20 protein-coding genes are annotated in these 25,498 nt (G+C 62.2%); 15 read left to right on the top strand and 5 right to left on the bottom strand.

The annotated features are described in order from the left end of the window. Positions 1 to 44 precede the first annotated feature (44 nt). Complete coding sequence (locus tag PQ627_RS00825) at positions 45 to 734, bottom strand: IMPACT family protein (protein ID WP_274257871.1); 690 nt, start codon at positions 732 to 734, stop codon at positions 45 to 47. A gap of 22 nt (positions 735 to 756) precedes the next feature. On the opposite strand from PQ627_RS00825, the gene coaE reads away from it, so the two are divergent. The 4 genes from coaE (at position 757) to PQ627_RS00805 (ending at position 6,673) form a co-directional block, all read left to right on the top strand. Then, a complete protein-coding gene (gene coaE, locus PQ627_RS00820) occupies positions 757 to 1,992 on the top strand; it encodes a dephospho-CoA kinase (protein WP_274257869.1) in 1,236 nt (411 codons plus the stop codon). Between the two features lie 29 nt (positions 1,993 to 2,021). After that, positions 2,022 to 4,121, top strand: coding sequence for an excinuclease ABC subunit UvrB (gene uvrB, locus PQ627_RS00815; RefSeq protein WP_274257867.1), 2,100 nt, complete (start codon positions 2,022 to 2,024; stop codon positions 4,119 to 4,121). 167 nt (positions 4,122 to 4,288) lie between these two features. Beyond that, positions 4,289 to 5,317 carry a TerC family protein gene (locus tag PQ627_RS00810; RefSeq protein ID WP_144658752.1) on the top strand — a complete coding sequence of 343 codons (1,029 nt, stop codon included), beginning with the start codon at positions 4,289 to 4,291 and terminating at the stop codon, positions 5,315 to 5,317. 27 nt (positions 5,318 to 5,344) lie between these two features. Then, positions 5,345 to 6,673, top strand: a complete 1,329-nt coding sequence (locus PQ627_RS00805) for an MFS transporter (protein WP_274257864.1) — start codon at positions 5,345 to 5,347, stop codon at positions 6,671 to 6,673. Positions 6,674 to 6,689: 16 nt separating this feature from the next. On the opposite strand, the gene PQ627_RS00800 is transcribed toward PQ627_RS00805, so the two are convergent. The 4 genes from PQ627_RS00800 to PQ627_RS00785 are packed head-to-tail and all read right to left on the bottom strand — an operon-like array spanning position 6,690 to position 12,484. Further along, positions 6,690 to 8,027, bottom strand: coding sequence for an alpha/beta fold hydrolase (locus PQ627_RS00800; RefSeq protein ID WP_274257862.1), 1,338 nt, complete (start codon positions 8,025 to 8,027; stop codon positions 6,690 to 6,692). Then, a complete protein-coding gene (locus PQ627_RS00795) occupies positions 8,020 to 8,535 on the bottom strand; it encodes a GNAT family N-acetyltransferase (protein WP_274257861.1) in 516 nt (171 codons plus the stop codon). Before PQ627_RS00795 ends, PQ627_RS00800 begins: the two co-directional genes overlap by 8 nt. Before the next feature lie 32 nt (positions 8,536 to 8,567). Then, positions 8,568 to 9,938 (bottom strand): CoA transferase, encoded by a 1,371-nt coding sequence (locus tag PQ627_RS00790; RefSeq protein WP_274257860.1) that lies wholly within the window; start codon positions 9,936 to 9,938, stop codon positions 8,568 to 8,570. Positions 9,939 to 9,949: 11 nt separating this feature from the next. After that, positions 9,950 to 12,484, bottom strand: a complete 2,535-nt coding sequence (locus PQ627_RS00785; RefSeq protein ID WP_274257859.1) for a DEAD/DEAH box helicase — start codon at positions 12,482 to 12,484, stop codon at positions 9,950 to 9,952. A 70-nt stretch (positions 12,485 to 12,554) separates the two neighbouring features. On the opposite strand from PQ627_RS00785, the gene PQ627_RS00780 reads away from it, so the two are divergent. From PQ627_RS00780 to gap, 11 genes are all read left to right on the top strand, one after another. Beyond that, positions 12,555 to 13,334, top strand: a complete 780-nt coding sequence (locus PQ627_RS00780; protein ID WP_274257858.1) for a trans-aconitate 2-methyltransferase — start codon at positions 12,555 to 12,557, stop codon at positions 13,332 to 13,334. Between the two features lie 148 nt (positions 13,335 to 13,482). Further along, complete coding sequence (locus PQ627_RS00775) at positions 13,483 to 13,863, top strand: GntR family transcriptional regulator (protein ID WP_144658759.1); 381 nt, start codon at positions 13,483 to 13,485, stop codon at positions 13,861 to 13,863. 65 nt (positions 13,864 to 13,928) lie between these two features. After that, complete coding sequence (gene uvrA / locus PQ627_RS00770; protein ID WP_274257855.1) at positions 13,929 to 16,856, top strand: excinuclease ABC subunit UvrA; 2,928 nt, start codon at positions 13,929 to 13,931, stop codon at positions 16,854 to 16,856. A gap of 62 nt (positions 16,857 to 16,918) precedes the next feature. After that, the gene (locus PQ627_RS00765; protein ID WP_274257853.1) at positions 16,919 to 17,635 is read left to right on the top strand and encodes an HAD hydrolase-like protein; all 717 of its coding nucleotides are present in this window, start codon (positions 16,919 to 16,921) and stop codon (positions 17,633 to 17,635) included. After that, positions 17,622 to 18,290, top strand: coding sequence for a lysophospholipid acyltransferase family protein (locus tag PQ627_RS00760; protein WP_274257851.1), 669 nt, complete (start codon positions 17,622 to 17,624; stop codon positions 18,288 to 18,290). Before PQ627_RS00765 ends, PQ627_RS00760 begins: the two co-directional genes overlap by 14 nt. 59 nt (positions 18,291 to 18,349) lie before the next feature. Continuing rightward, positions 18,350 to 20,365: an excinuclease ABC subunit UvrC gene (gene uvrC, locus PQ627_RS00755; protein ID WP_274257849.1), complete on the top strand. Its 2,016-nt coding sequence runs from the start codon at positions 18,350 to 18,352 to the stop codon at positions 20,363 to 20,365. A 117-nt stretch (positions 20,366 to 20,482) separates the two neighbouring features. Next, positions 20,483 to 21,406, top strand: coding sequence for an RNase adapter RapZ (rapZ, locus tag PQ627_RS00750; protein WP_144658764.1), 924 nt, complete (start codon positions 20,483 to 20,485; stop codon positions 21,404 to 21,406). Next, entirely contained in the window at positions 21,406 to 22,422 is a 1,017-nt protein-coding gene (locus tag PQ627_RS00745; protein ID WP_262274956.1) for a gluconeogenesis factor YvcK family protein, read from the top strand. The genes rapZ and PQ627_RS00745 overlap by 1 nt, the downstream gene beginning before the upstream one ends. 9 nt (positions 22,423 to 22,431) lie before the next feature. After that, positions 22,432 to 23,412, top strand: a complete 981-nt coding sequence (whiA, locus tag PQ627_RS00740; RefSeq protein WP_018777554.1) for a DNA-binding protein WhiA — start codon at positions 22,432 to 22,434, stop codon at positions 23,410 to 23,412. A gap of 174 nt (positions 23,413 to 23,586) precedes the next feature. Continuing rightward, positions 23,587 to 24,210 carry a superoxide dismutase gene (locus PQ627_RS00735; protein WP_144658766.1) on the top strand — a complete coding sequence of 208 codons (624 nt, stop codon included), beginning with the start codon at positions 23,587 to 23,589 and terminating at the stop codon, positions 24,208 to 24,210. A 271-nt stretch (positions 24,211 to 24,481) separates the two neighbouring features. Continuing rightward, complete coding sequence (gene gap / locus PQ627_RS00730) at positions 24,482 to 25,492, top strand: type I glyceraldehyde-3-phosphate dehydrogenase (RefSeq protein ID WP_144658767.1); 1,011 nt, start codon at positions 24,482 to 24,484, stop codon at positions 25,490 to 25,492. Positions 25,493 to 25,498: the final 6 nt, after the last annotated feature.

Genomic DNA, 25,498 nt, shown 5'->3' with positions numbered 1-25,498 from the left:
TCGTCATTTAAGCTTTGGGGTGCTTTAACCCTTTGGCCTGCTCTTCAGGCAGGAAGGTCAATCCATTCGGTACCTTCAGGCCTGAGGAGCGAGTTCCCTGCCGTCAGTGCCGCCACCCGAGCGTGGGCCTCCGCGACAACCCCCGGTTCATCCGCAACCGCTATCCGAAGGACGGCGTGCCGGGCCTCGTACCGAGTCTCTGCCATAACGTAGCCCGTGTTGCGGAGCTCGTTGTCCAAACGCCCCGCATCCGCGTGGGAAACCTCGATGCCGCACAAACGCAGCCTTTGGCGCTGGACCAGGGGAGCGAGGTCCAGCGCCGTTGAAACCGATTCGGAGTAGGCCCGAACCAGGCCGCCCGCACCCAGCAGGATCCCGCCGAAATAGCGGACGACGACGACGGCGACGTCGCTGAGGTCCGTCACCCCTGGCATTGATTCGCGTTTGATTAGTGCTTCAAGCATCGGTATGCCCGCAGTGCCGGAAGGTTCACCGTCGTCACTGGATCGTTGGATCATCCGGTCAGGGCCGATCACGAACGCCGAGCAATGGTGCCGCGCGTCATGGAACTCGCGCCTTAGGCCGGCCACAAGATCGCGAGCGGTGTGCTCGTCGCCCGACCGGCGCAGGACGGTGATGAAGCGCGAGCGTCGGATCTCCAGTTCATGCCGGAAATCCGGGCCTGCGGCCAGAGTGGTGTACCTGGTCGCACGGGTCTCATCCTCAATTTCCACCGCTTCAGTCTAGTGTTGAGGGGTGCTGAAAATCGGACTGACGGGCGGCATCGCCTCGGGGAAATCGTTGGTGGCCTCAAGGCTGCAGGAGCTCGGGGCTGTCCTCATCGACGCGGACATCCTCGCCCGGCAAGTGGTGGAACCTGGGACGCCTGGCTTGGAGCAGCTCGTCGAAGCATTCGGCCCTGACATCCTGGACCAGGATGGCCGGCTCGACAGGCCAAAGCTGGGCTCAATAGTATTTCGGGATCCGGCGCAACGCGAGGTCCTCAACGGCATCGTTCACCCGCTGGTGCGCCGGGAGGCGGCAGCCATCATGGAAAACGCAGGCGCCGGAGATATCGTCGTGCAGGACATCCCCCTCCTGGTGGAGACCGGACAGGTCCACAACTTCCACTTGGTGGTGGTAGTGGACGCGCCCGCACACGTGCGTGTCCAGCGCATGGTGGAGTTCCGGGGAATGGACCCTGAAGACGCCCGTTCCCGCATGGCGGCACAGGCTGGTCCGGCAGAACGGAACGCCGCAGCTGATGTCATTCTTGAGAACGCGGGAAGCCCGGACGAGCTGCTGGCCTCGGTCGATGCGCTGTGGGAGCTCCGCCTGGTGCCTTTCGCGGACAACATCAGGCGCGGTGCCAGGGCAACCCGGACGGTGGCCCCGGTCATGGTGACGCCGGTGGGGGATTGGGCCGCGCAAGCCCAGCGTCTGGCCGGGCGCATCTTGGCGGCTGTTCCTGAAGCTTTGGCTGTGGACCACATCGGGTCGACCTCCGTGCCGGGACTGTCCGCGAAAGACGTTCTGGACCTCCAGCTGGCTGTGCCGGATCTGGCAACCGCGGACCGGATCTCACCCTTGCTGGCTGCGGCGGGCTTTCCGGCGGTTCCCGGGGTCAGGGAAGACACTCCAAAGCCCTCGCACCCTGATCCGGCAATGTGGCAGAAGCGGTTACATGCCAATGCTGATCCAGGCAGGCCCGTTAACCTGCATGTCCGTGCAGCCGGGTCAGCCGGTTGGCACTACGCGTTGCTGTTTCGCGATTGGTTGCGCGCAGATCCTTCAGCCCTGGCGCAGTACGAAGCCCTTAAGCGCCAGTTGGCGGCCGCCCACTCCGGCGACAACGGGACAGCTGCGTACGCCGAGGCCAAGGAACCGTGGTTTACCACGGTTGCCTGGCCCGCAATGGAAGAGTGGGCCAACCGCACGGGCTGGACACCGCCGTCGTACGCATCTTCCGCTGTGCGCAAACGCGGACAGTAACTGTCCTGGGGCGGGGGTAGATTTGATGCATGAGCCTTGCCCAGGAAATCAACCGTGTTGTCGCGCCCTTTGAAGTTGTCAGCGACTATAAGCCTGCAGGTGACCAGCCAACGGCCATCGCGGAGCTGACCGAGCGCATCAAGAACGGTGAAAAGGACGTTGTTCTCCTGGGCGCCACCGGTACGGGTAAGAGCGCCACCACGGCCTGGCTCATCGAGCAGGTTCAGCGGCCAACGCTGGTGATGGTCCAAAACAAGACCCTTGCCGCGCAGCTGGCCAACGAATTCCGGGAGCTGCTGCCAAACAATGCGGTTGAGTACTTCGTGTCGTACTACGACTACTACCAGCCGGAAGCCTACGTCGCGCAGACTGACACGTTCATCGAAAAGGACTCCTCCATCAACGAGGAAGTCGAACGCTTGCGCCACTCCGCAACCAACGCCTTGTTGACCCGCCGCGACGTCGTGGTGGTGGCCACGGTCTCCTGCATCTACGGTCTGGGTACGCCGGAAGAGTACATTGCCGGCATGGTCACGCTGCGCAAGGGTGCGGAGATGAACCGCGACCATCTGCTGCGGAAGTTCGTGTCCATGCAGTATGCGCGCAACGATATGGACTTTCACCGGGGGACCTTCCGGGTCCGTGGCGACACCGTAGAAATCATTCCGATGTACGAAGAGCTGGCCATCAGGATCGAGTTCTTCGGCGATGAGATCGAGAACATCCAAACCCTTCATCCCTTGACCGGCGAGGTCATCCGGGACGAGGAAGAGATGTATGTGTTCCCGGCGTCGCACTATGTCGCTGGTCCCGAGCGAATGGCCCGGGCCATCAAGCGGATCGAAGACGAGCTCGCCGACCGCTTGAAGGTCCTTGAAGCCCAGAACAAGCTGGTGGAAGCACAGCGCCTGCGGATGCGAACCACCTATGACCTCGAAATGATGCAGCAGATGGGCTTCTGCAACGGCATTGAAAACTACTCGGTGCATATTGACGGCCGCGATCCCGGCACGGCGCCGCACTGCCTCCTCGATTACTTCCCGGATGACTTCCTGCTGGTGGTGGACGAATCGCATGTCACCATTCCCCAGATCGGTGCAATGTACGAAGGCGACATGTCCCGCAAGCGCAACCTTGTGGACTTCGGTTTCCGCCTGCCCTCGGCCATGGACAACCGTCCGCTGAAATGGGATGAATTCCTGGAGCGCATCGGCCAGACGGTCTACCTTTCGGCCACGCCCGGCAAGTACGAGCTCGGCAAGGCCGATGGCTACGTCCAGCAGATCATCCGTCCCACCGGACTTATCGACCCGGAGGTCGTGGTCAAACCCACCAAGGGCCAGATCGACGATCTTCTCGGCGAGATCCGGATCCGTACCGAGAAGAACGAGCGTGTCCTCGTGACCACGCTGACCAAGCGGATGGCGGAAGACCTTACCGATTACCTGGTGGGCCATGGCATCAAGGTTGAGTACCTGCACTCAGACGTCGACACGTTGAGGCGCGTGGAGCTCCTCCGTGAGCTCCGGATGGGCGTCTTTGATGTCCTGGTGGGCATCAACCTCTTGAGGGAGGGCTTGGACCTGCCCGAAGTCTCTTTGGTGAGCATCCTCGACGCCGACAAGGAAGGCTTCCTGCGTTCCTCCACCTCCCTGATCCAGACCATCGGCCGTGCCGCCCGTAACGTTTCAGGCCAGGTCCATATGTACGCCGACAAGATCACCGACTCGATGGCGCACGCCATTGATGAGACGAACCGTCGCCGTGCCATCCAGGTCAAATACAACACTGAACACGGTATCGACCCCCAGCCACTGCGCAAGAAGATCGCCGACATTACCGACCAGTTGGCCAAGGAAGACGCCGATACCCAAGAGCTGCTCAACAACAACAGGCTGGCCAAGGGCGGCAAACGTGGCAAGTCCGCTGCCAAGGGTGCCGCCACTGTCCGTCAGGACGGCCTCGCCGCTGCTCCTGCCGAAGACCTGGTGGGCCTTATCGAACAGCTCACGGAACAAATGCATGGTGCCGCTGCCGAATTGCAATTCGAAGTAGCTGCAAGGATCCGTGACGAAGTCAAGGAGTTGAAGCGCGAATTACGCCAGATGCAAACCGCTGGCCACGCCTAGGGTAAGGTTTAAGCCACGTAGGGGAGTATCCCAAGCGCTAGGTTCGTCAGCACGCAAGGCATGGTTGCCTCGCCGGGCCTAGCGGGTCACCATGTCAGAGCATCAAACGCTCCGCGGTGGCCGGAGAGACTTACACCGTTTTCCCGTACCCTGCGAAAGGCCCTTTAATGGAGCTCCCTGTCTGGTTCGAGGTCGGCTCGTTCGTCGTCCTCGGAATTATCCTGCTGATCGACCTGCTTTTGGTGGTCAAGCGCCCTCACGAACCCTCAATGAAGGAAGCCGGCCTCTGGGTCGCCTTCTACGTGGCCCTGGCCATGGTGTTCGCCGGAGCCATGTTCTACTTCACGGGTCCCGAGTACGGCAGCCAGTTCATTGCGGGCTGGGTCACTGAGTACAGTCTCAGCATCGACAACCTGTTTGTCTTCATCATCATCATGGCCCGCTTCGCTGTGCCCCGTAAGTACCAGCAGGAAGTGCTGATGGTGGGCATCATCATCGCGTTGGTCCTCCGCGGTATTTTCATCGCCCTCGGTGCCGTGGTCATCGAGCAGTTCAGCTGGGTGTTCTACATCTTCGGTGCCTTCCTGTTGTGGACCGCCTGGAAGCAGGCCAAGGATTCCGGTGAGGATGAAGAAGAGGGTGCCGAGAACCCCTTGATCGGACGCCTCCGCAAGGTTCTTCCGATGTCGGAAAAGTTCGACGGCGGCAAGTTGCGTACCACTGTTGACGGCAAGAAGGTCTTCACCCCCATGCTGATCGTCTTCGTGACCATTGGCCTGACCGACCTCCTGTTCGCCGTCGATTCGATCCCCGCGATCTTCGGCCTCACGCAGAGCGCCTTCATCGTCTTTACGGCCAACATCTTCGCCCTGATGGGCCTCCGCCAGCTGTACTTCCTGCTCGGCGGTCTCATGACCCGTCTTGTGTACTTGAAGCACGCGTTGTCGGTCATTTTGGCCTTCATCGGCGTCAAGCTGGTCCTGCACGCAATGCACGTCAATGAACTTCCCTTCATCAACGGCGGACACCACATCGAATGGGCGCCGGAGATTCCCACCTACGTGTCGCTCGCGGTCATCGTCGGAACGATCGTCGTGGCAGTCGTGGCAAGCCTGCTCAGCCCGGCGGCCCGCCAGGCCAAGCTGGACGCCCGGCTGGAAGAAGACGCACGAAAGAGCATGAGCGAAGCAGAGTAACTTCAGCGGAAGTTGTAGTCTCATCACGTGACTACCTCCTCAACTACGGCGCTGGACCCACACCGGGTCCAGCGCCGTACGGTTTTCCTGCTCAGTGCGTCCCAACTGCTCAGCGGTGTCGGAAACGGCGCCACCTTGTCCATCGGCTCTTTGCTCGCCGTCGACCTCTCCGGATCTGAAGCGTGGGCAGGTTCCATTACGACGGTGCTGACGCTGGCGGCAGCCATTGCTGCCCTTCCCCTGGCACGGCTGGCGGAGGCCCGCGGGCGACGCGTGGGTCTGGTCACTGGCCTTGTTGCGGCAATGATGGGAGCACTTCTCTTCATCGTCGCCGTGATGACCAGGTCATTCCCCGTCCTGGTCCTGGGCGCCGCATTGCTGGGTTTGGGCACAGCAGCGAACCTCCAGGCACGCTTTGCCGCTGTCGACCTCGCGGAGCCGGAACGTCGGGGCAGGTCGCTGTCCACGGTGGTCTGGGCCATAACGATCGGGGCCGTTGCCGGTCCAAACCTCATTCAGCCGGGGGCCGTCGTGGGCCAGGCGCTGGGCCTGCCTCCCATCGCCGGTCCCTTCGTCTTCTCGGCTGCCGGCCTGCTGTTGGCCTCGGTCCTTCTGTTCCTGGGTTTGAGGCCGGACCCTTTGTTGCTTGCCCGAAGGCTGGCCTCCAGTGCAAAGGGCGGTGATGATTCCAATGGTCTGCCTCGCAGGGGAACGGTGGCGTCCGGATTGCGCGCGGTTCGTGCGTCCGGGCAGGCTGTGTTGTCACTGGCTGCAGTAGTCGCCGCCCACGGAGTGATGGTGGCCGTCATGTCGATGACGCCGCTTCACCTTCAGCAGCTGGTGGCAGGATCACACGCCAGCCACCATGGGGGAAACACCGACGACACGGATGCCTTGGTGGTTATCGGGATTACCATCTCGCTTCACATAGCCGGCATGTTCGCGCTGTCCCCGCTGTGGGGGTGGCTGACGGACAGGGCAGGACGGCTTCAGACGATTGCCATGGGCCACGGCATGCTTTTGCTGGCAGTCTTTATCGCGGGCTTGGGGCAGGACCAACCCGCGCTGGTGACTGCGGGGTTGGTCCTGCTGGGGCTGGGTTGGTCGGCGGCAACCATTGCGGGCTCCACACTGCTTGCCGAGAGCGTGAGTCCCGATGCCCGGGTCACAGTCCAAGGAGTTTCGGACACCTTGATGGGTGCCGCGGGAGCGCTCGGCGGCGCAACCTCCGGTCTTCTTCTGGCCTGGATTGGCTACCAGGGACTCAACGTGGCGTCCAGCGTCGTGGTCGCGGCAGTTTTTGTCCTGGCACTCGTTGTGGCCCTCCGCGGGCGTGCCAGCGTCATCAGCAACTGAGGAACACTGGCCTCGGTCAGTGCGCGTTGCGGACCATGCCAAGGAGGCGCTTGAAAATCCCTTCGCCGTCCTCCGCGATACCGTCGTGGTGGAACTCCGAGGTGACCCATGCTTGGAGTCCGCGGACGGCCGCCGCGGTTTCAAGCGAAAGATCGTGGTCCACGTAGATGTCGTCCTGGTATACGGCGGCAGCAACAGGAACAGTGTTTGTGGCCAATACCGCTGTGTCGTACAGAGGCTCCCAGTCTTTGCGGGCTGCGAGGAGCTCTGCAACGTCACGCAGGGGCACGAGGGCCGGATCCTGCTCGAAGTACCATGGATAGACCATCTCTCCTGTGAGCAGGGGCTGGTCGGCTCCCGGCTCGAATTCCGGGTATTCGTCCAAGACCCGCCATGCTGCCCAGTTGGTGGCTTCGCCTTGGCCGTAGATTGATTCGTGCAGCACGGCGTAAAGGGGGTTGCCGGCCCGGCTGACGAGGCTGCGCACCTGCTCAAGGAACGTTTGTGAGAGCCGTTGACCGTCGAGGGTCTCGATGAAGGCATCTTCCAGGAGGTAATGCAGCGAATCCACCCTGGTGTTGCCACCCAGGAACGAACCCACCATTTGGAACCTTTCCGGAGTCAACCTTTCACCGCTGGCGAGGAACTCAGGTGTCTGTTCCAAGTGCCGGACGATCTTTGTGACCTTTTCACGGTCTTCCGGGTACCACTGGAAATACTCGGCATTACGGGCGGCAACGCGTTTGAATGTGGCCTGGTAAACGCGGTCTGCAGGTCCCTCCAGCGGGGCCAGGCCGCCGGTGATGAGGACTTCGCGCAAGCCGGCAGGGGCGAAGGACAGATACGTCAATGCGCAGAACCCGCCAAAGCTCTGGCCCATGACGCTCCAGGGACCTGAGCCGAGGACACCACGGATGAATTCGGCATCGGCAACTATGGAATCGGCGCGGAAGTGGGCCAAATACTCCGCCTGGGCTGAGGCATCTCCGCGAAGCTCAAGCGACCGCTGCTCAACAGGCGTCGAAAGACCTGTGCCTCGTTGATCGAGCATCAGGATGCGGAATTCCCTAGCCGCGGCTTTCATCCAGCCGGCCAGGGACGTGATCCGGTTCCCCCTGCCGCCAGGACCACCTTGCAGGAACAACAACCAGGGAAGCTTTGCCGCTTCCTCCGCCGTGTGTGCGGTGGAGGAGTATTCCCGGGCGAAGACTGTGATCGTTTCGCCGCTTTCCCCGTCGTTTGCGGGTGAATGCACCAAGGGCACCGTGAAATAGTGCTCGGCCGTGCGCACACCGCGGAATTCGTGGCGCGCCCGGATGGTGTGTTCCGGGGTGGATGAGTGCGTCTCAGCCACGGGCAAACGACTCCTGAGCCTGGACGACGGTTGTTGCCCCAAACGATTCCAAGGCCTCTCCGGTGAGGCGGAACGTGGACCATTCCTCCATGGGAAAAGCGCCAAGCTTTTTGTAGAAGTTGATGGAAGGCTCGTTCCAGTTCAAGACGCTCCATTCGACGCGGGCGTACCCTCGCTCGACGGCGGTCGCGGCCAGGTGCTGCAGGAGTGCCTTGCCATGTCCTTCGCCACGGGCGTCGGGCTCGACGTAGAGGTCCTCAAGGTAGATCCCGTGGACGCCTTCCCAGGTGGAGTAGTTCAGGAACCACAGGGCAAATCCCTGTACGGTTCCGGCTGCGTTTTCCGCGATCGTGGCGTACACCCGCGGGTTCTCGCCAAAGAGCACTTCAGTGAGCTTCTCCGGTGTGTTCTTGACGGCATCCGGCTCCTTTTCGTAGATCGCAAGATCGTGGATCATACGCAGGATCGCAGGGACGTCTTCAACGGTAGCGTGGCGGATTACACTCATGCATCCGAGCTTACTAGCAGCAGCGAGGTGTCTTAGCGCCACGCCAGAACGGAGGATCCGTAGAGCACGGGAGGCCGCCGATAGTGCAGTTGAGCGCCATCCACCACCAAGGGCGGCTCCACGAAGCGGAGCGGGCCATAAGGGCTCGCGCACTCCCGTTCATCCGGTGGCTGCAGGACGCCTGTTGCATCTGCTCCATCAGCAGCAGGCAAACTGAAGAGTTCCTCTGCAGTCCGCGCCAACGAGAGCGCGGCGATCCCTCCGGTACCCGTCCCGAGCCTTTGGGCCAAAAGTGCCAGGACGGCGGCGGCCACTCCGTAGCCCGTGGCGTGGTCAAGGGCCTGGACCGGCAGCGCTCCAGGCTTCCACCCGCCGTCGTCCTCTTGACCGTAAACCTCAGCGATACCGCAAGCGGCCTGCACCAGGCTGTCAAAGCCCCGCCGCCGTTGCCAGGGACCCTCTCTTCCCCAGGCGGACAATGTTGCGACCACCAGGTCTGGCTTATCGGCCAACAAGGCCTCAGCTCCGAGACCGAACCGGTCCAGGCTTCCGTTGCGGTAGCCCGACACCACGACATCTGCAGCGCCTGTCAGGCCACGGATGACCTCCAGCTGATCTGGATCGTCCACATCAGCCACGGCGGAACGTTTGTCGAAACCGCCGTCGACAAACGCCTCCTCCAATTCCGGAAGCTGCGGTGGGTCGATCCGCAGGACCTCGGCACCGAGGGCTCCCAGGAGCCTCGTGGCCGTGGGGCCAGCGATGACGCGCGTCAGGTCCAGGACCCTCAATCCGGCGAGGGGCTGGAACGGCTCCCTGGACGGTCGCCACGTACTGGAGCGGCCCGGGGCGGGCGAACCTGACGAGGGCTCGAAGGTGATCCATGGACCGTTGCTGATTGCTGCATGCATGGGCGACGCGAGCCAGTCAGCGCGGGTCCGGACAGCGGCCGCGACGCCGCGGTTGCCGTTGATGGCATTCTCCGCGGCCACGGACGTCATGGAGAGCAGCGCCTCGTCCACATCCTGCGGTGTGGTGGCGTTCAGCGCTTCCATGAGCCGCGCTGCGTGGTGCGGATAGTTGGCATGCAGGCGGATCCAGCCGTCAGCGGTGCGCCGGAAGCCCGACGCCGGCGCGAACCCTTGGGGTTTGGCCCCGTTGATCCTCAGGTGCCCCAGTGAATCGAAGGAGGCAGCAACAGCCCCGGATGACACTGAATAGCGTCCGACGGAGCCGGTCAGGGCTTCAAGGGCGGTAGCTGCGGCCTGCACCGATCCCAGGGCAAGGCCCTCCACATCCAGGCCACCGTGCCACCACTTTCGCAGTCCTGTGGTCGCGGCCGGGGTTACCGCCCGCAACGCCTCAAGGCTCCGCAGGCTGCTGGCCAGGTCCGGGACGTCCATTGCCCGACCGGTCAGAGCCTGTTGACGTCGGTCACGCGCACCACAGCTGTACCGTTGTCATCGGACGCCGCGAGGTCCACCTCGGCCGAGATGCCCCAGTCATGGTTTCCGGCCGGGTCGTCGAAGATCTGCCGGACCTTCCACAGCCCTGGTTCCTCGGTAATGATGAGCAATCCGGGCCCACGGGCGTCCGGTCCTGTGCCGATGTCGTCATGTTCGTCGAAGTAATCATCCAGCACGTCCTCCCACCGCTCCGCATCCCAGCCGGCCTCGGCATCAAGTTCACCCAGGGCGGCTGAATCCTCGTCAGCGAACAGTTCCACCCTGCGGAACATCTCGTTCCGGACCATCACCCGGAAGGCCCGGATGTTGGACGTCAGCAGTGGTGGCGGGGGAGGCGGTGCGTCATGGGGGGTGGGCGCCAGCCCGGAGGTCAGTTCCTCCCATTCATCGAGGAGGCTGGAGTCAACCTGGCGCACCAGCTCTCCCAGCCACGCAATCAGGTCTTCAAGATCGTCCCGCAACAAGTCCTGGGGAACGGTCTGCCGGAGTGCGCGGAATCCGTCGGCGAGGTACCGCAGGACGATACCTTCCGAGCGTGCCAGTCCATAGAACTGGACGAACTCGCCAAAATTCATGGCACGCTCATACATGTCCCGGATGATGGATTTGGGGGCAAGCTCGAAGTCCCCAACCCATGGGGCAGCCTTCCGGTAGACCTCGAAGGCCTCGCCAAGAATCCCGGCCAACGGCATGGGGTAGGTCACTTCGTCCAGCATGGCCATGCGCTGTTCGTATTCGATCCCGTCAGCCTTCATGGCGGCGACAGCTTCCCCGCGGGCCTTCTTCTGCTGCGCGGAGAGAATCTGCCGTGGCTTCTCGAGGGTCGACTCGATCACCGACACCACGTCCAAGGCGTAGGAGGGCGACTCCGGATCCAGCAGTTCCAAGGCAGCAAGGGCGAAGGGAGACAATGGCTGGTTGAGGGCGAAGTTGGGTTGCAAATGGACTGTCAGCCGAACCGAGCGTCCTTCAGCTTCCTGCTCTTCCTCCGGAATGCGTTCAACCACCCCGGCCGCCAGCAGCTCCCGGTAGATCCCCAGGGCCTTCTTCATAAGCCTGAGCTGGGAAGGCCGGCTTTCATGGTTTTCGCTGAGCAACCGCCGTGTTGCCTGGAAGGGGTCGCCTGGACGTTCCATGAGGTTCAGCAGCATGGCATGTGTCACCGTGAAACTGGATGTCAACGGCTCGGGAATGGATTCCACAAGCTTCTTGAACGTCGGCTCGCCCCAGGAAACGAATCCTTCAGGCGGCTTCTTCTTCACCACTTGACGGAGTTTTTTCTGGTCATCGCCGAACTTGGCTGTTGCCTTCGCCATGGCCTTGGTGTTCTCCACCACGTGCTCGGGTGCCTGAACCACAACGGTGCCGGCGGTGTCGTATCCGGCACGTCCGGCGCGGCCGGCAATCTGGTGGAACTCACGGGAGTTGAGCGACCTGGTGCGTACGCCGTCGTATTTGCTCAACGCGGTCAAAAGCACTGTCCTGATCGGAACATTGATGCCCACGCCCAAGGTGTCCGTACCGCAAATGACTTTCAGCAGGCCTGCTTGGGCCAGTTGCTCCACCAACCGCCGGTATTTGGGGAGCATTCCGGCGTGGTGGACGCCGATGCCGTGCCGGACGAGCCTGTTCAGTGTCTTTCCGAACCCAGCGGCGAAACGGAATCCTGCGATCAACTCGGCGATGCGGTCCTTTTCGTCCCGGCTGCACATGTTGATGCTCATGAGATTCTGGGCACGCTCGATGGCTTCGGCCTGGCTGAAGTGCACCACGTAGACGGGAACCTGTTTGGTGGCGAGCAACTCTTCCAGGCTCTCGTGAACCGGGGTGAGGTGGTAGTAGTAGTGGAGCGGAATGGGCCGCTCCGCCGAGCTCACCGTCGTCGTGGGACGGCCGGTCAGCCCAGTCAGGCCCGTTTCGAAGCGGGTGACATCGCCCAGGGTGGCCGACATCAGGAGGAACTGGGCCTGGGGAAGTTCCAGGAGCGGCACCTGCCACGCCCAGCCGCGCTGCGGATCGGAGTAGAAGTGGAACTCGTCCATGATCACTGAGCCGAGTTCGGCAGTTGAGCCTTCGCGCAAAGCGATGTTGGCGAGAATCTCCGCCGTGCAGCAGATGATCGGGGCATCCTGGTTCACACCCGAGTCACCGGTGATCATGCCTACGTTTTCGGCACCGAAGATCTCGCATAAAGCGAAGAACTTCTCCGACACCAGTGCCTTGATCGGCGCCGTGTAGTAACTGCGTTGCCCGCGGGCCATGGCCTCGAAATGCGCGGCAATGGCCACCAGTGACTTACCGGATCCGGTAGGGGTGGCAAGGATGACGTTGGCGCCGGAGGCGAGCTCCATGATCGCCTCGTCCTGGGCGGGGTACAGCTGCAGCCCGCGGCTCTCTGTCCACTCCACGAAGCGTGTGTAGATCTCGTCCGGGTCCAAGGGACCTGTGGCGGTGGAACCGGGAAGCTGCTCAAGAAGTTTCATTGGTTTCCAGCTTAGTGCCCGGACGGTTTAGGCTCAGCCCAGCAGCGATGCCCGGCTCGAGGAGGCTTTTGTGAAGTGGGATCCGTCCAAGTACGCGGAGTTCGGCAACCATCGGGACCGGCCGTTCCAGGACCTGATAGGAAGAATCCAGGCAACGGATCCCCTCCAGGTGGTGGATCTTGGGTGCGGTCCCGGGAACCTGACAGCAACCTTGGCAGAACGTTGGCCCGAGGCGGGCGTCGTGGGCCTCGATTCATCCGGCGAAATGCTCGCCAAGGCCGCCCCGCTGGCAGAAAAGTTTGGCGGGCTGGAGTTCAGGCAGGGTGATATCGCCGACTGGAGCCCGGACGGCAGTACCGACGTCGTAGTCACCAACGCGGCCTTTCAATGGGTTCCCGGACACCAGGAGATGCTTGGCGGTTGGCTTTCGGCGTTGAAGCCCGGGGCCTGGTTCGCCATGCAGGTTCCGGGGAATTTCAGCTCAGCCTCCCACTCGCTGATGCGCGAATTGGCCGAAAGCCCCCGTTGGAGGCAGCAACTGGCAGGAGTCCTCCGGCACGACGGCGTTGTCGGCACTCCTGCGGACTACTTGGGCATCATGCTCGACGCCGGCTGCTCGGCTGACGCTTGGGAGACCACCTACCTGCAGGTACTGCAAGGCGAGGACCCGGTGCTGGAATGGGTGAGGGGGACAGGACTTCGCCCAGTCCTGGCTGTCTTGACGGCTCCCGATGCGGCCGCCTTCGAAAAGGAGTACGCGGCGTTGCTTCGCGAGGCGTACCCGCCAACAGGCCACGGAACGGTGTACCCCTTCCGTCGAATTTTCGCGGTTGCGAGGAAAAACGCGTGAGTGGTCAATCATTTGTGCGCCGAACGGGGTTCGTACGCTGGCATGGCTTGTTCGGGGGGGATGGCGCTGGTCTAATTCTCGGCATGGACCAAGGACGTAATCCAGATCGACCACCATTGGTGGCTCCAGCGCCTTCCGGGAGCTCGTTGTGACTCCCGCAGGGGAGTTCCCGGGAAATTGGCGGCCCAATGCCGGAAGCGCTGTGGCGCTTTTTGAGCAGTTAAGGCTCCGGATCATCGAACTCGCTGACTCAGGGTCCCTTGCGGTCGGATCGAAGCTTCCGCCGGTCCGGAACCTGGCAGGGATACTCGACGTGGCCCCGCACACGGTGGCGCGCGCCTACAAGGAACTTGAAGCTGCCGGGGTTGTTGCGACGCACGGCCGCAACGGAACTGTGGTCTGCGCCAGGGACGACCGTTGGGGTGCTCTGGCCGAGGTCGCTGCGCAGTACGCGGCCGCCGCCAAGGCCCAGGGCGCTTCCTTCGCGGAAGCCGTACAGCTTTTTGCCGCTGCGTACGACGCCGATTGATACCGATCGGTAGCATGTGAGGCACGACATGGAAATTCGAAGAAGTTTTCGATTAGCATTGGTGGGTGCCCAAAGCCTTAGCTGAAGATGCAGCCATCGATTCCCTGAACAGCGCTTCCGTCGTTTCTGATAACAAGCCAGCCAAGCCGGATCTCTCACGGCTGGTAGTCAAGGGCGCCCGGGAGCACAATCTGCGCAACGTGGATCTGGACCTCCCGCGCGACGCCATGATCGTCTTTACAGGACTTTCCGGCTCGGGCAAGTCGTCCCTTGCGTTCGACACCATTTTTGCCGAAGGCCAGCGCAGGTACGTCGAGTCATTGTCCGCGTACGCCCGCCAATTCCTGGGCCAGGTGGACAAGCCCGATGTCGACTTCATCGAAGGCCTCTCGCCCGCAGTGTCGATCGACCAGAAGTCCACCAGCAAGAACCCACGATCCACAGTGGGCACCATCACCGAAATCTACGACTACATGCGGTTGCTGTGGGCGCGCGTTGGACGCCCGCATTGCCCAGTTTGTGGCGAGCCCATTACGCGGCAGACGCCCCAGCAGATCGTAGACCAGTTGCTGGAACTTGAAGTCGGTACCCGCTTCCAGGTTCTTGCCCCGGTGGTTCGTGGCCGCAAGGGTGAATTTGTCGACCTCTTCAAGGAGCTGACAGCCAAGGGCTACTCCCGTGCCCGGGTGGACGGCGAGCTTGTCCAGCTGAGCGATCCCCCCAAATTGGGCAAGCAGTTCAAGCACACCATCGAGGTCGTAGTTGACCGCCTGGTGGTGAAGGATGAGATCAGCCAACGCCTCACCGACTCTGTAGAGACCGCCCTCGGACTGGCCGAAGGCCGCGTCCTGGTGGAATTCGTTGATCTCGACGCCGAGGACCCGGCACGAATCAGGGCCTTCTCGGAAAATCTGGCCTGCCCGAACGAACACCCCTTGGCCATCGATGAAATCGAGCCCCGGTCCTTCTCCTTCAACAACCCCTTCGGTGCCTGCTCCGCCTGCAGCGGCATTGGAACCAAGCTTGAGGTTGATGAAGAACTGATCGTCCCCAACCCTGAGCTTTCCCTGGGTGAAGGTGCCATTGCACCGTGGTCCCTGGGCACAGCCACCACTGAGTACTGGAACCGTCTGCTGGAAGGTCTCGCGCAGGAACTCGGTTTCTCCATGAAGACGCCATGGGAAAAGCTTCCCAAGGACGTCCGGAACACAGTGCTGCATGGCAAGGACCACAAGGTTGTTGTCCAGTACCGCAACCGATTTGGGCGTGAGCGGAAGTACAGCACCGGTTTCGAAGGCGCCATCCAGTACGTTCACCGCAAGCATGGTGAAACGGACTCGGATTGGGCCCGCGACCGGTACGAAGAATACATGCGCCAAATTCCGTGCCCGGAGTGCAACGGTGCCCGCCTGAACCCGGCATCGTTGTCCGTGTTGATCAACGGAAAGTCGATTGCCGAAGTTGCTGCCCTTCCCATGCGGGAGTGCGCGGAATTCCTGGGCAGCCTGACCCTGACAAACCGGGAAGCGCAGATCGCCAACCAGGTCTTGAAGGAAATCCAGGCCCGCCTGACGTTCCTTCTTGACGTCGGCCTGGAGTACCTCAACCTCGAACGGCCATCCGGTACGCTCTCCGGTGGCGAGGCACAGCGTATCCGTCTTGCCACCCAGATCGGGTCGGGATTGGTGGGCGTCCTTTACGTCCTGGATGAACCCTCCATCGGGCTGCACCAGCGCGACAACCGCCGGCTTATTGAGACACTGACCCGGCTTCGGGACCTTGGCAACACCCTCATCGTGGTCGAACACGACGAAGACACCATTCATGAGGCCGACTGGGTGGTCGACATCGGACCGGGCGCCGGCGAGCACGGTGGCCAGGTGGTTCACTCCGGCACCTACAAGGAACTCCTCGAAAACACGAAGTCCCTTACCGGTGACTACCTCGCCGGCCGTCGAAAGATCGATGTTCCTGCCAAACGCCGCAAGTATGACAAGAAGCGCGAGCTGAAGGTTGTTGGCGCCCGCGAGAACAACCTCAACAACGTCGACGCTACTTTCCCTTTGGGACTCTTCACGGCTGTGACAGGGGTCAGCGGCTCGGGCAAATCCACTCTCGTCAACGAGATTCTCTACAAAGTCCTTGCCAATAAGCTCAACGGCGCAAAGCAGGTGGCGGGCCGCCACCGCTCAGTAGCGGGCCTTGAGCATCTGGACAAGGTTGTGCACGTCGACCAGAGTCCCATTGGGCGCACACCGCGTTCCAACCCGGCAACCTACACCGGTGTCTTTGACAACATTCGCAAGCTTTTCGCGGAGACCACCGAGGCAAAGGTACGTGGTTACCAGCCAGGGCGGTTCTCGTTCAACGTCAAGGGTGGCCGCTGCGAAGCATGTTCAGGCGACGGCACGCTGAAGATTGAAATGAACTTCCTGCCGGATGTCTACGTTCCATGCGAGGTCTGCCACGGTGCGCGCTACAACCGTGAAACGCTGGAGGTGCACTACAAGGGCAAGACCATCGCGGACGTCCTAAATATGCCCATCGAAGAGGGTGCGGAATTCTTTGCTGCCTTCACTCCGATCGCCCGGCACTTGAACACCCTGGTGGATGTGGGACTTGGCTATGTCCGGCTCGGCCAGCCCGCCACCACGCTTTCCGGCGGCGAGGCACAGCGCGTGAAGCTCGCAGCAGAGCTCCAGAAGCGTTCCAACGGCCGCAGCATCTACGTCCTGGACGAGCCCACCACCGGTTTGCACTTCGAAGACATCAGGAAGTTGCTCATGGTCCTTCAGGGCTTGGTGGACAAGGGCAACACCGTCATCACCATCGAGCACAACCTGGATGTCATCAAGTCGGCCGACTGGATCGTGGACCTCGGTCCCAACGGCGGTTCCGGCGGCGGACGAATCGTCGCGACCGGAACGCCGGAGCAAGTCGCCAAATCCACTGAGAGCCACACTGCGACTTTCCTCGCGGAAATTCTGGGGTAGAAGTATTCCGGTAGCGGCATGCGAGTTTCAGGCATGCCGCTACTCGTGAGAAACTAACCCTCGTGACTCAAACAAAGGTGCCCGTAATATTCGATCTGGACGGCACCCTTGTCGATCCTGCCGGCGGTATCACCGGAGGCATTTCGGCCGCCCTCCGCGAAATGGGCCTTCCCGTTCCCGAACAAGCCGTCCTGAATTCGATGGTGGGTCCCAAGCTCAGCGATTCCCTTCTGAACCTGGCAGGCGTTCCCGCCGCCGTCGTGGATGAAACCATTGAGCGCTACCGGCGCCACTACAAAGAAACCGGTATAGGGCAAAGCAAGCTCTACCCGGGAATCTTCGAACTCCTCGAGTACTTTGCAGAAGCTGGGCGCCCGGTGGCCGTAGCGACGCAGAAACCGCAGTCCATTGCGCGCCTGGTCCTGGAGCACCATCGGATTGCTGATTTCTTTGTTTCGATCAGAGGCGCGGCCGATGACGAGTCAATTGGAGCCAATACAGCTCCGGGCAAGGTCGAAATAGTTGGCGCTGCACTCGCCGACCTGCGGTCGCAGCCGGCAGTCATGGTGGGGGACCGGTACCAGGATGTTGCAGGCGCCATGGCCAATGGCTTGGACTGCATAGGTGTCAGCTGGGGCTTTGCGCCCGACGGGGAACTCGAAGAAGCCGGTGCCGTGGCGGTAGTAAAGACTGCCTTGGAACTTCGTACGCGAATTGAAGAACTTGATGCTGTCCGCGCGACGGCCCTTAGCGAGGTACAAAACGATGGCAGTCTTTGATGCGATCCGGTGGACAACCCGTGGACTGATTTCATCCACTTGCCGGCCAACGGTCATCGGTCTGGAAAACGTGCCCAAAAGCGGCCCCTTCATTGTGGCTCCGAATCACCTTTCCTTTCTGGACAGCGTGATCGTGCAAGCGCTCATGCCGCGTCCTGTTGCCTTCTTTGCCAAGGCCGAATACTTCACCACCAAAGGCGTTAAGGGTGCGGTGATGAAGTCGTTCTTTGAGGCAGTAGGATCCATTCCCGTGGAGCGCGGCGAGCAGGCCGCCAGTGTGCAGGCCCTCAAGACGCTCCTGGATATCCTCGAATCCGGAAAAGGCATCGGCATCTATCCCGAGGGCACCAGGTCCCGGGATGGAATTCTCTACAGGGGCCGGACCGGCGTCGGGTGGTTGGCCTTGACCACAGGAGCGCCCGTGATCCCTGTCGGCCTCATCGGCACGGAAAAACTGCAACCGGCGGACAAGAACGCTGTGCGTCCCCAACACTTCACCATGAAGGTGGGCGAGCCCTTGTACTTTGAAAAGACGGGACCGGACCATTCCCTGCCGGCGCGCCGGGAAGTCACGGACAAGATCATGGATGCGATTGCCTTGCTCAGCGGCCAGGAACGTTCCGGGAGCTACAACCAGAGCAAGTCGGTGGACTAAGGCATTCTGGCCAGCTGTCCGCGCACTTGGGAGTCGGTCCGGTTCACTAGACTGGATCTGTGGCAGATCCATCAAGTTACCGGCCCCGCACGGGTGAAATTCCCACCACCCCGGGCGTCTATCGTTTCCGTGACCCCCATGGCCGGGTCATCTATGTGGGCAAGGCAAAGAACCTCCGTTCCAGGCTGAACTCCTACTTCGCCAACCCCGCCGGGCTGCTCCCGAAGACCCATGCCATGGTCCATGCAGCCAGCAGCGTTGAGTGGACTGTGGTTGGGAGCGAGCTGGAATCGCTGCAGCTCGAGTACACGTGGATCAAGGAATTCAAGCCGCGCTTCAACGTGGTCTTCCGTGACGATAAGACCTATCCGTACCTGGCCGTGACCATGGGCGAGAAATTTCCCCGGGTGCAGGTCATGCGCGGGGAACGCCGGAAAGGCACACGGTACTTCGGACCGTATACCGCCGGTGCCATCAGGGAAACCATGGACACGCTCCTCAGGGTCTTCCCGGTCCGCAGCTGCAGTGCAGGCGTTTTCAAGCGGGCCCAGGCCAGTGGCCGTCCTTGCCTGCTGGGCTACATCGACAAGTGCTCGGCACCCTGCGTGGGACGGGTTACTCCCGATGAGCACAGGGTCCTGGCCGAAGACTTCTGTTCCTTCATGGGCGGAGAGGCCAAGCGCTTCATCAGCAGGCTGGAGAAGGACATGGCAGCGGCGGTGGCTGAGCTTGACTACGAGAAAGCTGCGGGGCTGAGGGACGACATCATCGCCCTGCGCAAGGTGTTTGAGCGCAACGCCGTGGTCCTTGCCGAGGACACCGATGCCGATGTCTTCGCCCTGCACGATGACGAACTGGAAGCCTCCGTCCAGGTCTTCCACGTCCGAGGAGGTCGGGTCCGTGGGCAACGTGGCTGGGTTGTTGAGAAGGTCGAGGACGCCACCACTCCGGAACTCATCGAGCACCTGCTGCAACAGGTTTATGGGGAAGACAGCGAGGTACAGGGCAGGATCCCCCGCGAAGTCCTGGTGCCGGAGAACCCCAGCAACCATGACGAACTCACGCAATGGCTTGGGGGATTGCGTGGCGCTAAAGTGGACATCCGGGTTCCCCAACGCGGCGACAAGGCAGCGTTGATGTCCACCGTGCGTGAGAATGCCGAGCAAGCCCTCAAGCTTCACAAGACCCGCCGGGCGGGGGATATCACCGTCCGTTCGCTGGCACTCCAGGAGCTCCAGGAGGCCCTGGATATCCCGGTCCCCTTGCTGCGCATCGAATGTTTCGATATTTCCCACGTGCAGGGAACGAACGTGGTTGCCTCCATGGTGGTGGTCGAGGACGGACTCCCGAAAAAAGCCGACTACCGCAAGTTTTCCATTACGGGGGCAGCCGCTGCCGACGACACCGCAGCGATGCATGACGTCCTGACGCGGAGGTTCAGGCACTATCTGACGGACAAAGCGGCCCAGGTACCTGTCGTGTCCGGCGAGATCGTCAACCCGACGCGGTCCGCCTCCAGCGGCGTTACGGAAGCACCGCCGTCGGACGGTACCTCACCGGCACCGAAGGCCAAGTTCGCGTACCCGCCCAACCTCGTGGTGGTCGACGGCGGTCAGCCGCAGGTCAACGCCGCTGCGCGCGCCCTTGCAGACCTCGGGATCGACGACGTCTACGTCGTAGGGTTGGCCAAACGCCTGGAAGAGGTGTGGCTTCCGGACAGCGACTTCCCGGTGATCCTGCCCAGAACCTCCCAGGGTCTGTACCTCCTGCAACGAATCCGTGACGAAGCCCACCGTTTCGCCATCACCTTCCACCGGCAAAAGCGGGGCAAGGCCATGACGGTCTCGGTCCTGGACGGCGTTCCGGGGCTGGGCGAGGCCAAACGCAAAGCACTGGTTGCGCATTTTGGCTCGCTCAAGAAGATCAAGGCTGCCTCAGTAGAGGAATTGACGTCAGCAAAGGGCATCGGTCCCGCGCTGGCCGCCGCCGTGGTACAGCACTTGGGTTCAACAGCCGACGACGTCGAAACTGCGCCTGCCGTGAACATGACCACCGGCGAAATCATCGAATCTTAGCTAGGGTAAGAACTTGGCCGCTGCCGCATTCCGGAGCCGGAGACCACGTGTACTTGGTCGTGTCCGGTGGGGGGACGCACGCAGCTATGAACTTTTGCGAGGAAACGGGGACAACTGATGGATGAGGCAACGGCTGGGTCCGGCACGGAGCAGGACGGCCTGACGCCCGTTAAGCCGCCCGAGGCGGAGCTTTTGGTCGTTACGGGCATGTCCGGGGCAGGCCGCAGCACTGCTTCGGATGCCCTTGAGGACCACGGCTGGTACGTCGTGGACAACCTGCCGCCGCAGATGCTGGGGACCTTGGCTGAGATCGTTTCCCATGCCCCCAAGTCCATTCCCAAGCTTGCAGTGGTGGTGGACGTTCGCAGCAAGGACCTGTTCACGGACATCCAGACGGCGCTGGGCGCTCTGAGCGCCAGCGGTATTACGTTCCGGGTGCTCTTCCTTGATGCGAAGGACGACGTCCTGGTCCGCCGTTTCGAGCAGGGCCGCCGGCCGCACCCGCTGCAGGGCGGCGGCCGGATCCTCGATGGCATCGGCATCGAGCGTGAGGTCCTGCGGGAACTGCGCGAGCACGCCGACGTTGTCCTGGACACTTCCGAGTTCAACGTCCACGGCCTTGCCACCGCCATCACCGAGCTCTTCAGTGACACGGGACCGGTGACTCTGCGACTGAACGTCATGAGTTTCGGCTTCAAGTACGGCCTGCCCGTTGACGCCAACTTCGTCGCCGACGCCCGCTTCATTCCCAATCCGCACTGGGTCCCGCAGCTGCGTCCGCATACGGGCCTTGACGAAGACGTCAGCGACTACGTACTGGGGGCCAACGGCGTCCAGGAGTTCGTCGACCGGTACGTCAAGGCGCTGGAACCGGTCCTTGATGGCTACCGCCAGGAGAACAAGCACTACGCCACCTTGGCTGTTGGCTGCACCGGCGGCAAACACCGTTCGGTGGCTGTCGCCGTCGAGCTTTCCAAACGACTTGCCCAGTATCCGCGGGTGACCGTTACCACCGCCCACCGCGACCTGGGACGCGAGTAGTGGGGGTCCTTACGGGCCCGCTGCCCCTCATCCCGCCCAAAGGCGTGCCCGGAAGCCAACAGAAGAAGAGTCCGTCCGTTGTCGCCCTGGGCGGCGGGCACGGCCTGGCGGCTTCACTCTCGGCATTGCGGCTGCTCACCTCTGAGCTGACCGCCATTGTCACGGTAGCGGACGACGGCGGATCCTCCGGGCGTCTGCGGGAGGAGTACGGCGTCCTCCCGCCCGGAGATCTCCGGATGGCACTAAGCGCGCTGTGCGACGACACCGACTGGGGCCGCACCTGGCGCGACGTCATGCAGCACCGCTTCAAGCCGGGATCGGCCAAGGGCGGATCCCTGGACAACCACGCCATGGGCAACCTGTTGATCGTCACGCTCTGGGAGCTGCTGGGGGACACCGTAGCCGGCCTGAAGTGGGCGGGGGCACTGCTGGGCGCGCGCGGCCAGGTGTTGCCGATGTCCAGTATCCCGCTGACCATCGAAGGCAAGGCCCGCAGGGAGCTGCCGGATGGCGGGTATGAGCTTCATACCGTGCGCGGGCAGGCCAAGTGTGCGGTCGCGGGCAAACTTGAAGAGGTCAAGCTGTTTCCCGAGGACGCTCCCGCCTGCACGGAAGCCCTGACCGCAATAGAACTTGCTGACTGGGTCATCCTTGGTCCGGGCTCCTGGTACACCTCCGTGCTGCCGCATTTGCTGCTTCCCGAGCTGCGGCAGGCCCTTGGTGACACGGCAGCCAAGCGCTGCCTGACCATGAACCTGGACGTTGAAACCAAAGAGACCTCCGGCATGACTGCTGCCGACCACCTTGACGTACTGCGGCGCTACGCACCGGAATTCAGCGTGGACGTGGTCCTCGCCGATCCCGCGGCAGTCCAGGACATCAAGGCCTTTGAAAAGGCTGCCGGGATGATCGGGGCTGAAGTGGTGTTGGGTAGAGTAGGGGCGTCGAGGCGCCGCCCAGTCCATGACCCATTGCTGCTGGCAGCGGCTTACCACGATATTTTCGGGAACAGTTAGGAATACGCGATGGCACTTACTGCGTCGGTCAAGGACGAACTGTCCCGGCTGGACATCAAGAAATCTTCGGTGCGCAAAGCGGAGGTTTCTGCAATGCTGCGCTTCGCCGGCGGACTGCACATCATCTCCGGCCGGATCGTCATTGAGGCTGAAGTCGACCTCGCCTCCACGGCACGGCGCCTGCGGGCCGCGATTGCCGAAGTCTACGGCCACCAAAGCGAAATCATCGTCGTTTCAGGTGGCGGCTTGCGGCGCGGAAGCCGCTACGTGGTCCGCGTTGTGCGCGACGGGGAAGCCCTGGCACGCCAGACAGGCCTGTTGGATGGCCGTGGGCGACCGGTCCGCGGTCTACCGTCAGTGGTAGTCAACGGTTCGGCCGCTGACGCCGAAGCAGTATGGCGGGGCGCCTTCCTCGCCCACGGCTCCCTCACCGAACCGGGGCGTTCCTCCTCCCTCGAGGTAACCTGCCCGGGGCCGGAATCGGCCCTGGCCTTGGTCGGCGCCGCCCGACGTCTTGGCATCCAGGCCAAGGCTCGTGAAGTGCGCGGTGTGGACCGCGTGGTGATCCGGGACGGAGACACCATCGCCGCCCTCCTGACGAGGATGGGCGCCCATGACGCCCTCATGGTGTGGGAGGAACGGCGGATGCGGAAGGAAGTCAGGGCCACCGCCAACAGGCTGGCCAATTTTGACGATGCCAACCTTCGCCGCTCGGCCCAGGCCGCAGTGGCTGCCGGCGCCAGGGTGGACCGAGCCTTGGAGATTCTGGGCGACGACGTTCCGGACCACCTCAAATACGCCGGCGAACTCCGCGTGGCACACAAGCAGGCGAGCCTTGACGAACTCGGCCGGCTTGCCGACCCGCCCATGACCAAAGACGCGATTGCGGGCCGTATACGCCGGCTCCTGGCCATGGCTGACAAGCGCGCCCTGGACCTCGGAATTCCCGGGACTGAGGCAAATGTGACTCCCGAAATGATGGACGAGTAGTAAGCACCCATAGAATCGGGACAGCAGGGAGGAAATACTGTGAGGCACCCACGGGTTGTTCCCGGGGGAGGCAAGAGCAGCTTCTTCCCCAAGGATTTCCGGTTGGCCCGCCGGCCGGATGAACATAACGAGAGTTACCAAACCGGACGCTAGTCCATTACATTGGAGGATTTCGTGACAGAGTACGTTCTGCCCGAGCTCGGCTACGACTACGCAGCACTCGAGCCGCACATTTCGGCGAAGATCATGGAGCTGCACCACAGCAAGCACCACGCTGCCTACGTTGCAGGCGCCAACAACGCCCTCGCCCAGCTCGCCGAAGCCCGCGACAAGGGTGACTTCGCCAACATCAACCGCCTCTCCAAGGACCTCGCGTTCCACACCGGCGGCCACATCAACCACTCCGTGTTCTGGAACAACATCTCCCCGGATGGCGGCGACAAGCCCGAAGGCGAACTCGCTGCCGCCATCGACGACGCTTTCGGCTCGTTCGATGCTTTCCGTGCACAGTTCACCGCAGCAGCCCTCGGTCTCCAGGGCTCCGGCTGGGCCTTCCTGGCCTACGAGCCCATCGGTGGAAACCTGGTCATCGAACAGCTCTACGATCAGCAGGGCAACGTAGCAGTCGGCACCACCCCGCTGCTCATGCTCGACATGTGGGAGCACGCCTTCTACCTGGACTACGTCAACGTCAAGGCTGACTACGTCAAGGCGTTCTGGAACATCGCCAACTGGGCCGACGTCGCCAAGCGTTTTGAAGCAGCCCGCACCAACGCAACGGGCCTTATCGTCCTGTAGTTGGTGAGTTCCGGTTCACGCGGATGTAACAAAAGTCACTTTTTGCGTGAATTGGGCCGAAATGCTGAAAAGCCTGCCTCCGCAGTTGCGGGGGCAGGCTTAGTTAAACGTAAGATGGATCACGGAAGGCGGTTAGCCTTCAGCAACGTGGCTGGTCGCCCTCCGATCTGATAATCACCTCTGCCCAACGACGTGCGGGGTCTGTTAGTTGGAAATATCTGATCCGACTCACTAGGCGTGCTTGCAAGAGCACCAAGGAGATTGACACATAGTGACCACCCGTATTGGTATCAACGGCTTCGGCCGCATCGGCCGTAACTACTTCCGCGCAGCACTGGCCCAGGGCGCTGACCTCGAGATCGTTGCCGTTAACGACCTCACCAGCCCTGAGACCCTCGCCCACCTCCTGAAGTACGACTCCGTCGGTGGACGCCTCACCCAGACCGTGGAAGTTGTCGATGGAAACCTGGTAGTCGACGGCAAGTCCATCAAGGTCCTTGCAGAGCGTGATCCCGCCAACCTCCCCTGGGGCGACCTCGGCGTGGACATCGTGATCGAATCCACCGGTTTCTTCACCAAGGCCGCAGCAGCCCAGAAGCACATCGACGCCGGCGCCAAGAAGGTCCTCATCTCCGCTCCTGCCAGCGATGAAGACATCACCATCGTCATGGGTGTCAACCAGGATCTCTACGATCCCGCAGCGCACAACATCATCTCCAACGCCTCCTGCACCACCAACTGCCTCGGCCCGCTGGCCAAGGTAGTCAACGACGCCTTCGGCATCGAGCGTGGCCTCATGACCACGGTCCACGCCTACACGGCTGACCAGAACCTGCAGGACGGCCCGCACGGCGACCTCCGCCGTGCACGCGCCGCAGCCATCAACATGGTTCCCACCTCCACCGGTGCAGCCAAGGCCATCGGCCTTGTGCTTCCGGAGCTCAAGGGCAAGCTCGACGGTTACGCTATCCGCGTTCCCGTCCCCACCGGTTCCGCAACGGACCTCACGGTTACCGTTTCCCGCGAAGTCACGGTTGAGGAAGTCAACGCAGCCGTCAAGGCCGCAGCCGAGTCCGAGCAGTGGGCCGGCATCCTCACCTACACCGACGCACCGATCGTCTCCTCCGACATCGTTGGGGACCCCGCGTCGTCCATCTTTGACTCGGGCCTGACCAAGGTCATCGGCAACCAGGTCAAGGTTGTTTCCTGGTATGACAACGAGTGGGGTTACTCCAACCGCCTCGTAGACCTCACGGAGCTCGTTGCATCCAAGCTGGGCTAGGGTAGA

Source organism: Paenarthrobacter sp. AB444 (assembly GCF_028736865.1).
Classification (GTDB): Bacteria; Actinomycetota; Actinomycetes; order Actinomycetales; family Micrococcaceae; genus Arthrobacter; species Arthrobacter nicotinovorans_B.
The sequence above is the reverse complement of the archived record's forward strand: the minus strand, read 5'-3'. Positions and strand labels throughout refer to the sequence as shown.

Bases quoted from the DNA above. Each gene is read 5' to 3' on its own strand.
- uvrB (WP_274257867.1), top strand. From the start codon at position 2,022: ATGAGCCTTGCCCAGGAAATCAACCGTGTTGTCGCGCCCTTTGAAGTT.
- PQ627_RS00795 (WP_274257861.1), bottom strand. From the start codon at position 8,535: ATGAGTGTAATCCGCCACGCTACCGTTGAAGACGTCCCTGCGATCCTG.
- whiA (WP_018777554.1), top strand. From the start codon at position 22,432: ATGGCACTTACTGCGTCGGTCAAGGACGAACTGTCCCGGCTGGACATC.
- PQ627_RS00790 (WP_274257860.1), bottom strand. From the start codon at position 9,938: ATGGACGTCCCGGACCTGGCCAGCAGCCTGCGGAGCCTTGAGGCGTTG.
- PQ627_RS00760 (WP_274257851.1), top strand. From the start codon at position 17,622: ATGGCAGTCTTTGATGCGATCCGGTGGACAACCCGTGGACTGATTTCA.
- PQ627_RS00810 (WP_144658752.1), top strand. From the start codon at position 4,289: ATGGAGCTCCCTGTCTGGTTCGAGGTCGGCTCGTTCGTCGTCCTCGGA.
- PQ627_RS00785 (WP_274257859.1), bottom strand. From the start codon at position 12,484: ATGAAACTTCTTGAGCAGCTTCCCGGTTCCACCGCCACAGGTCCCTTG.
- rapZ (WP_144658764.1), top strand. From the start codon at position 20,483: ATGGATGAGGCAACGGCTGGGTCCGGCACGGAGCAGGACGGCCTGACG.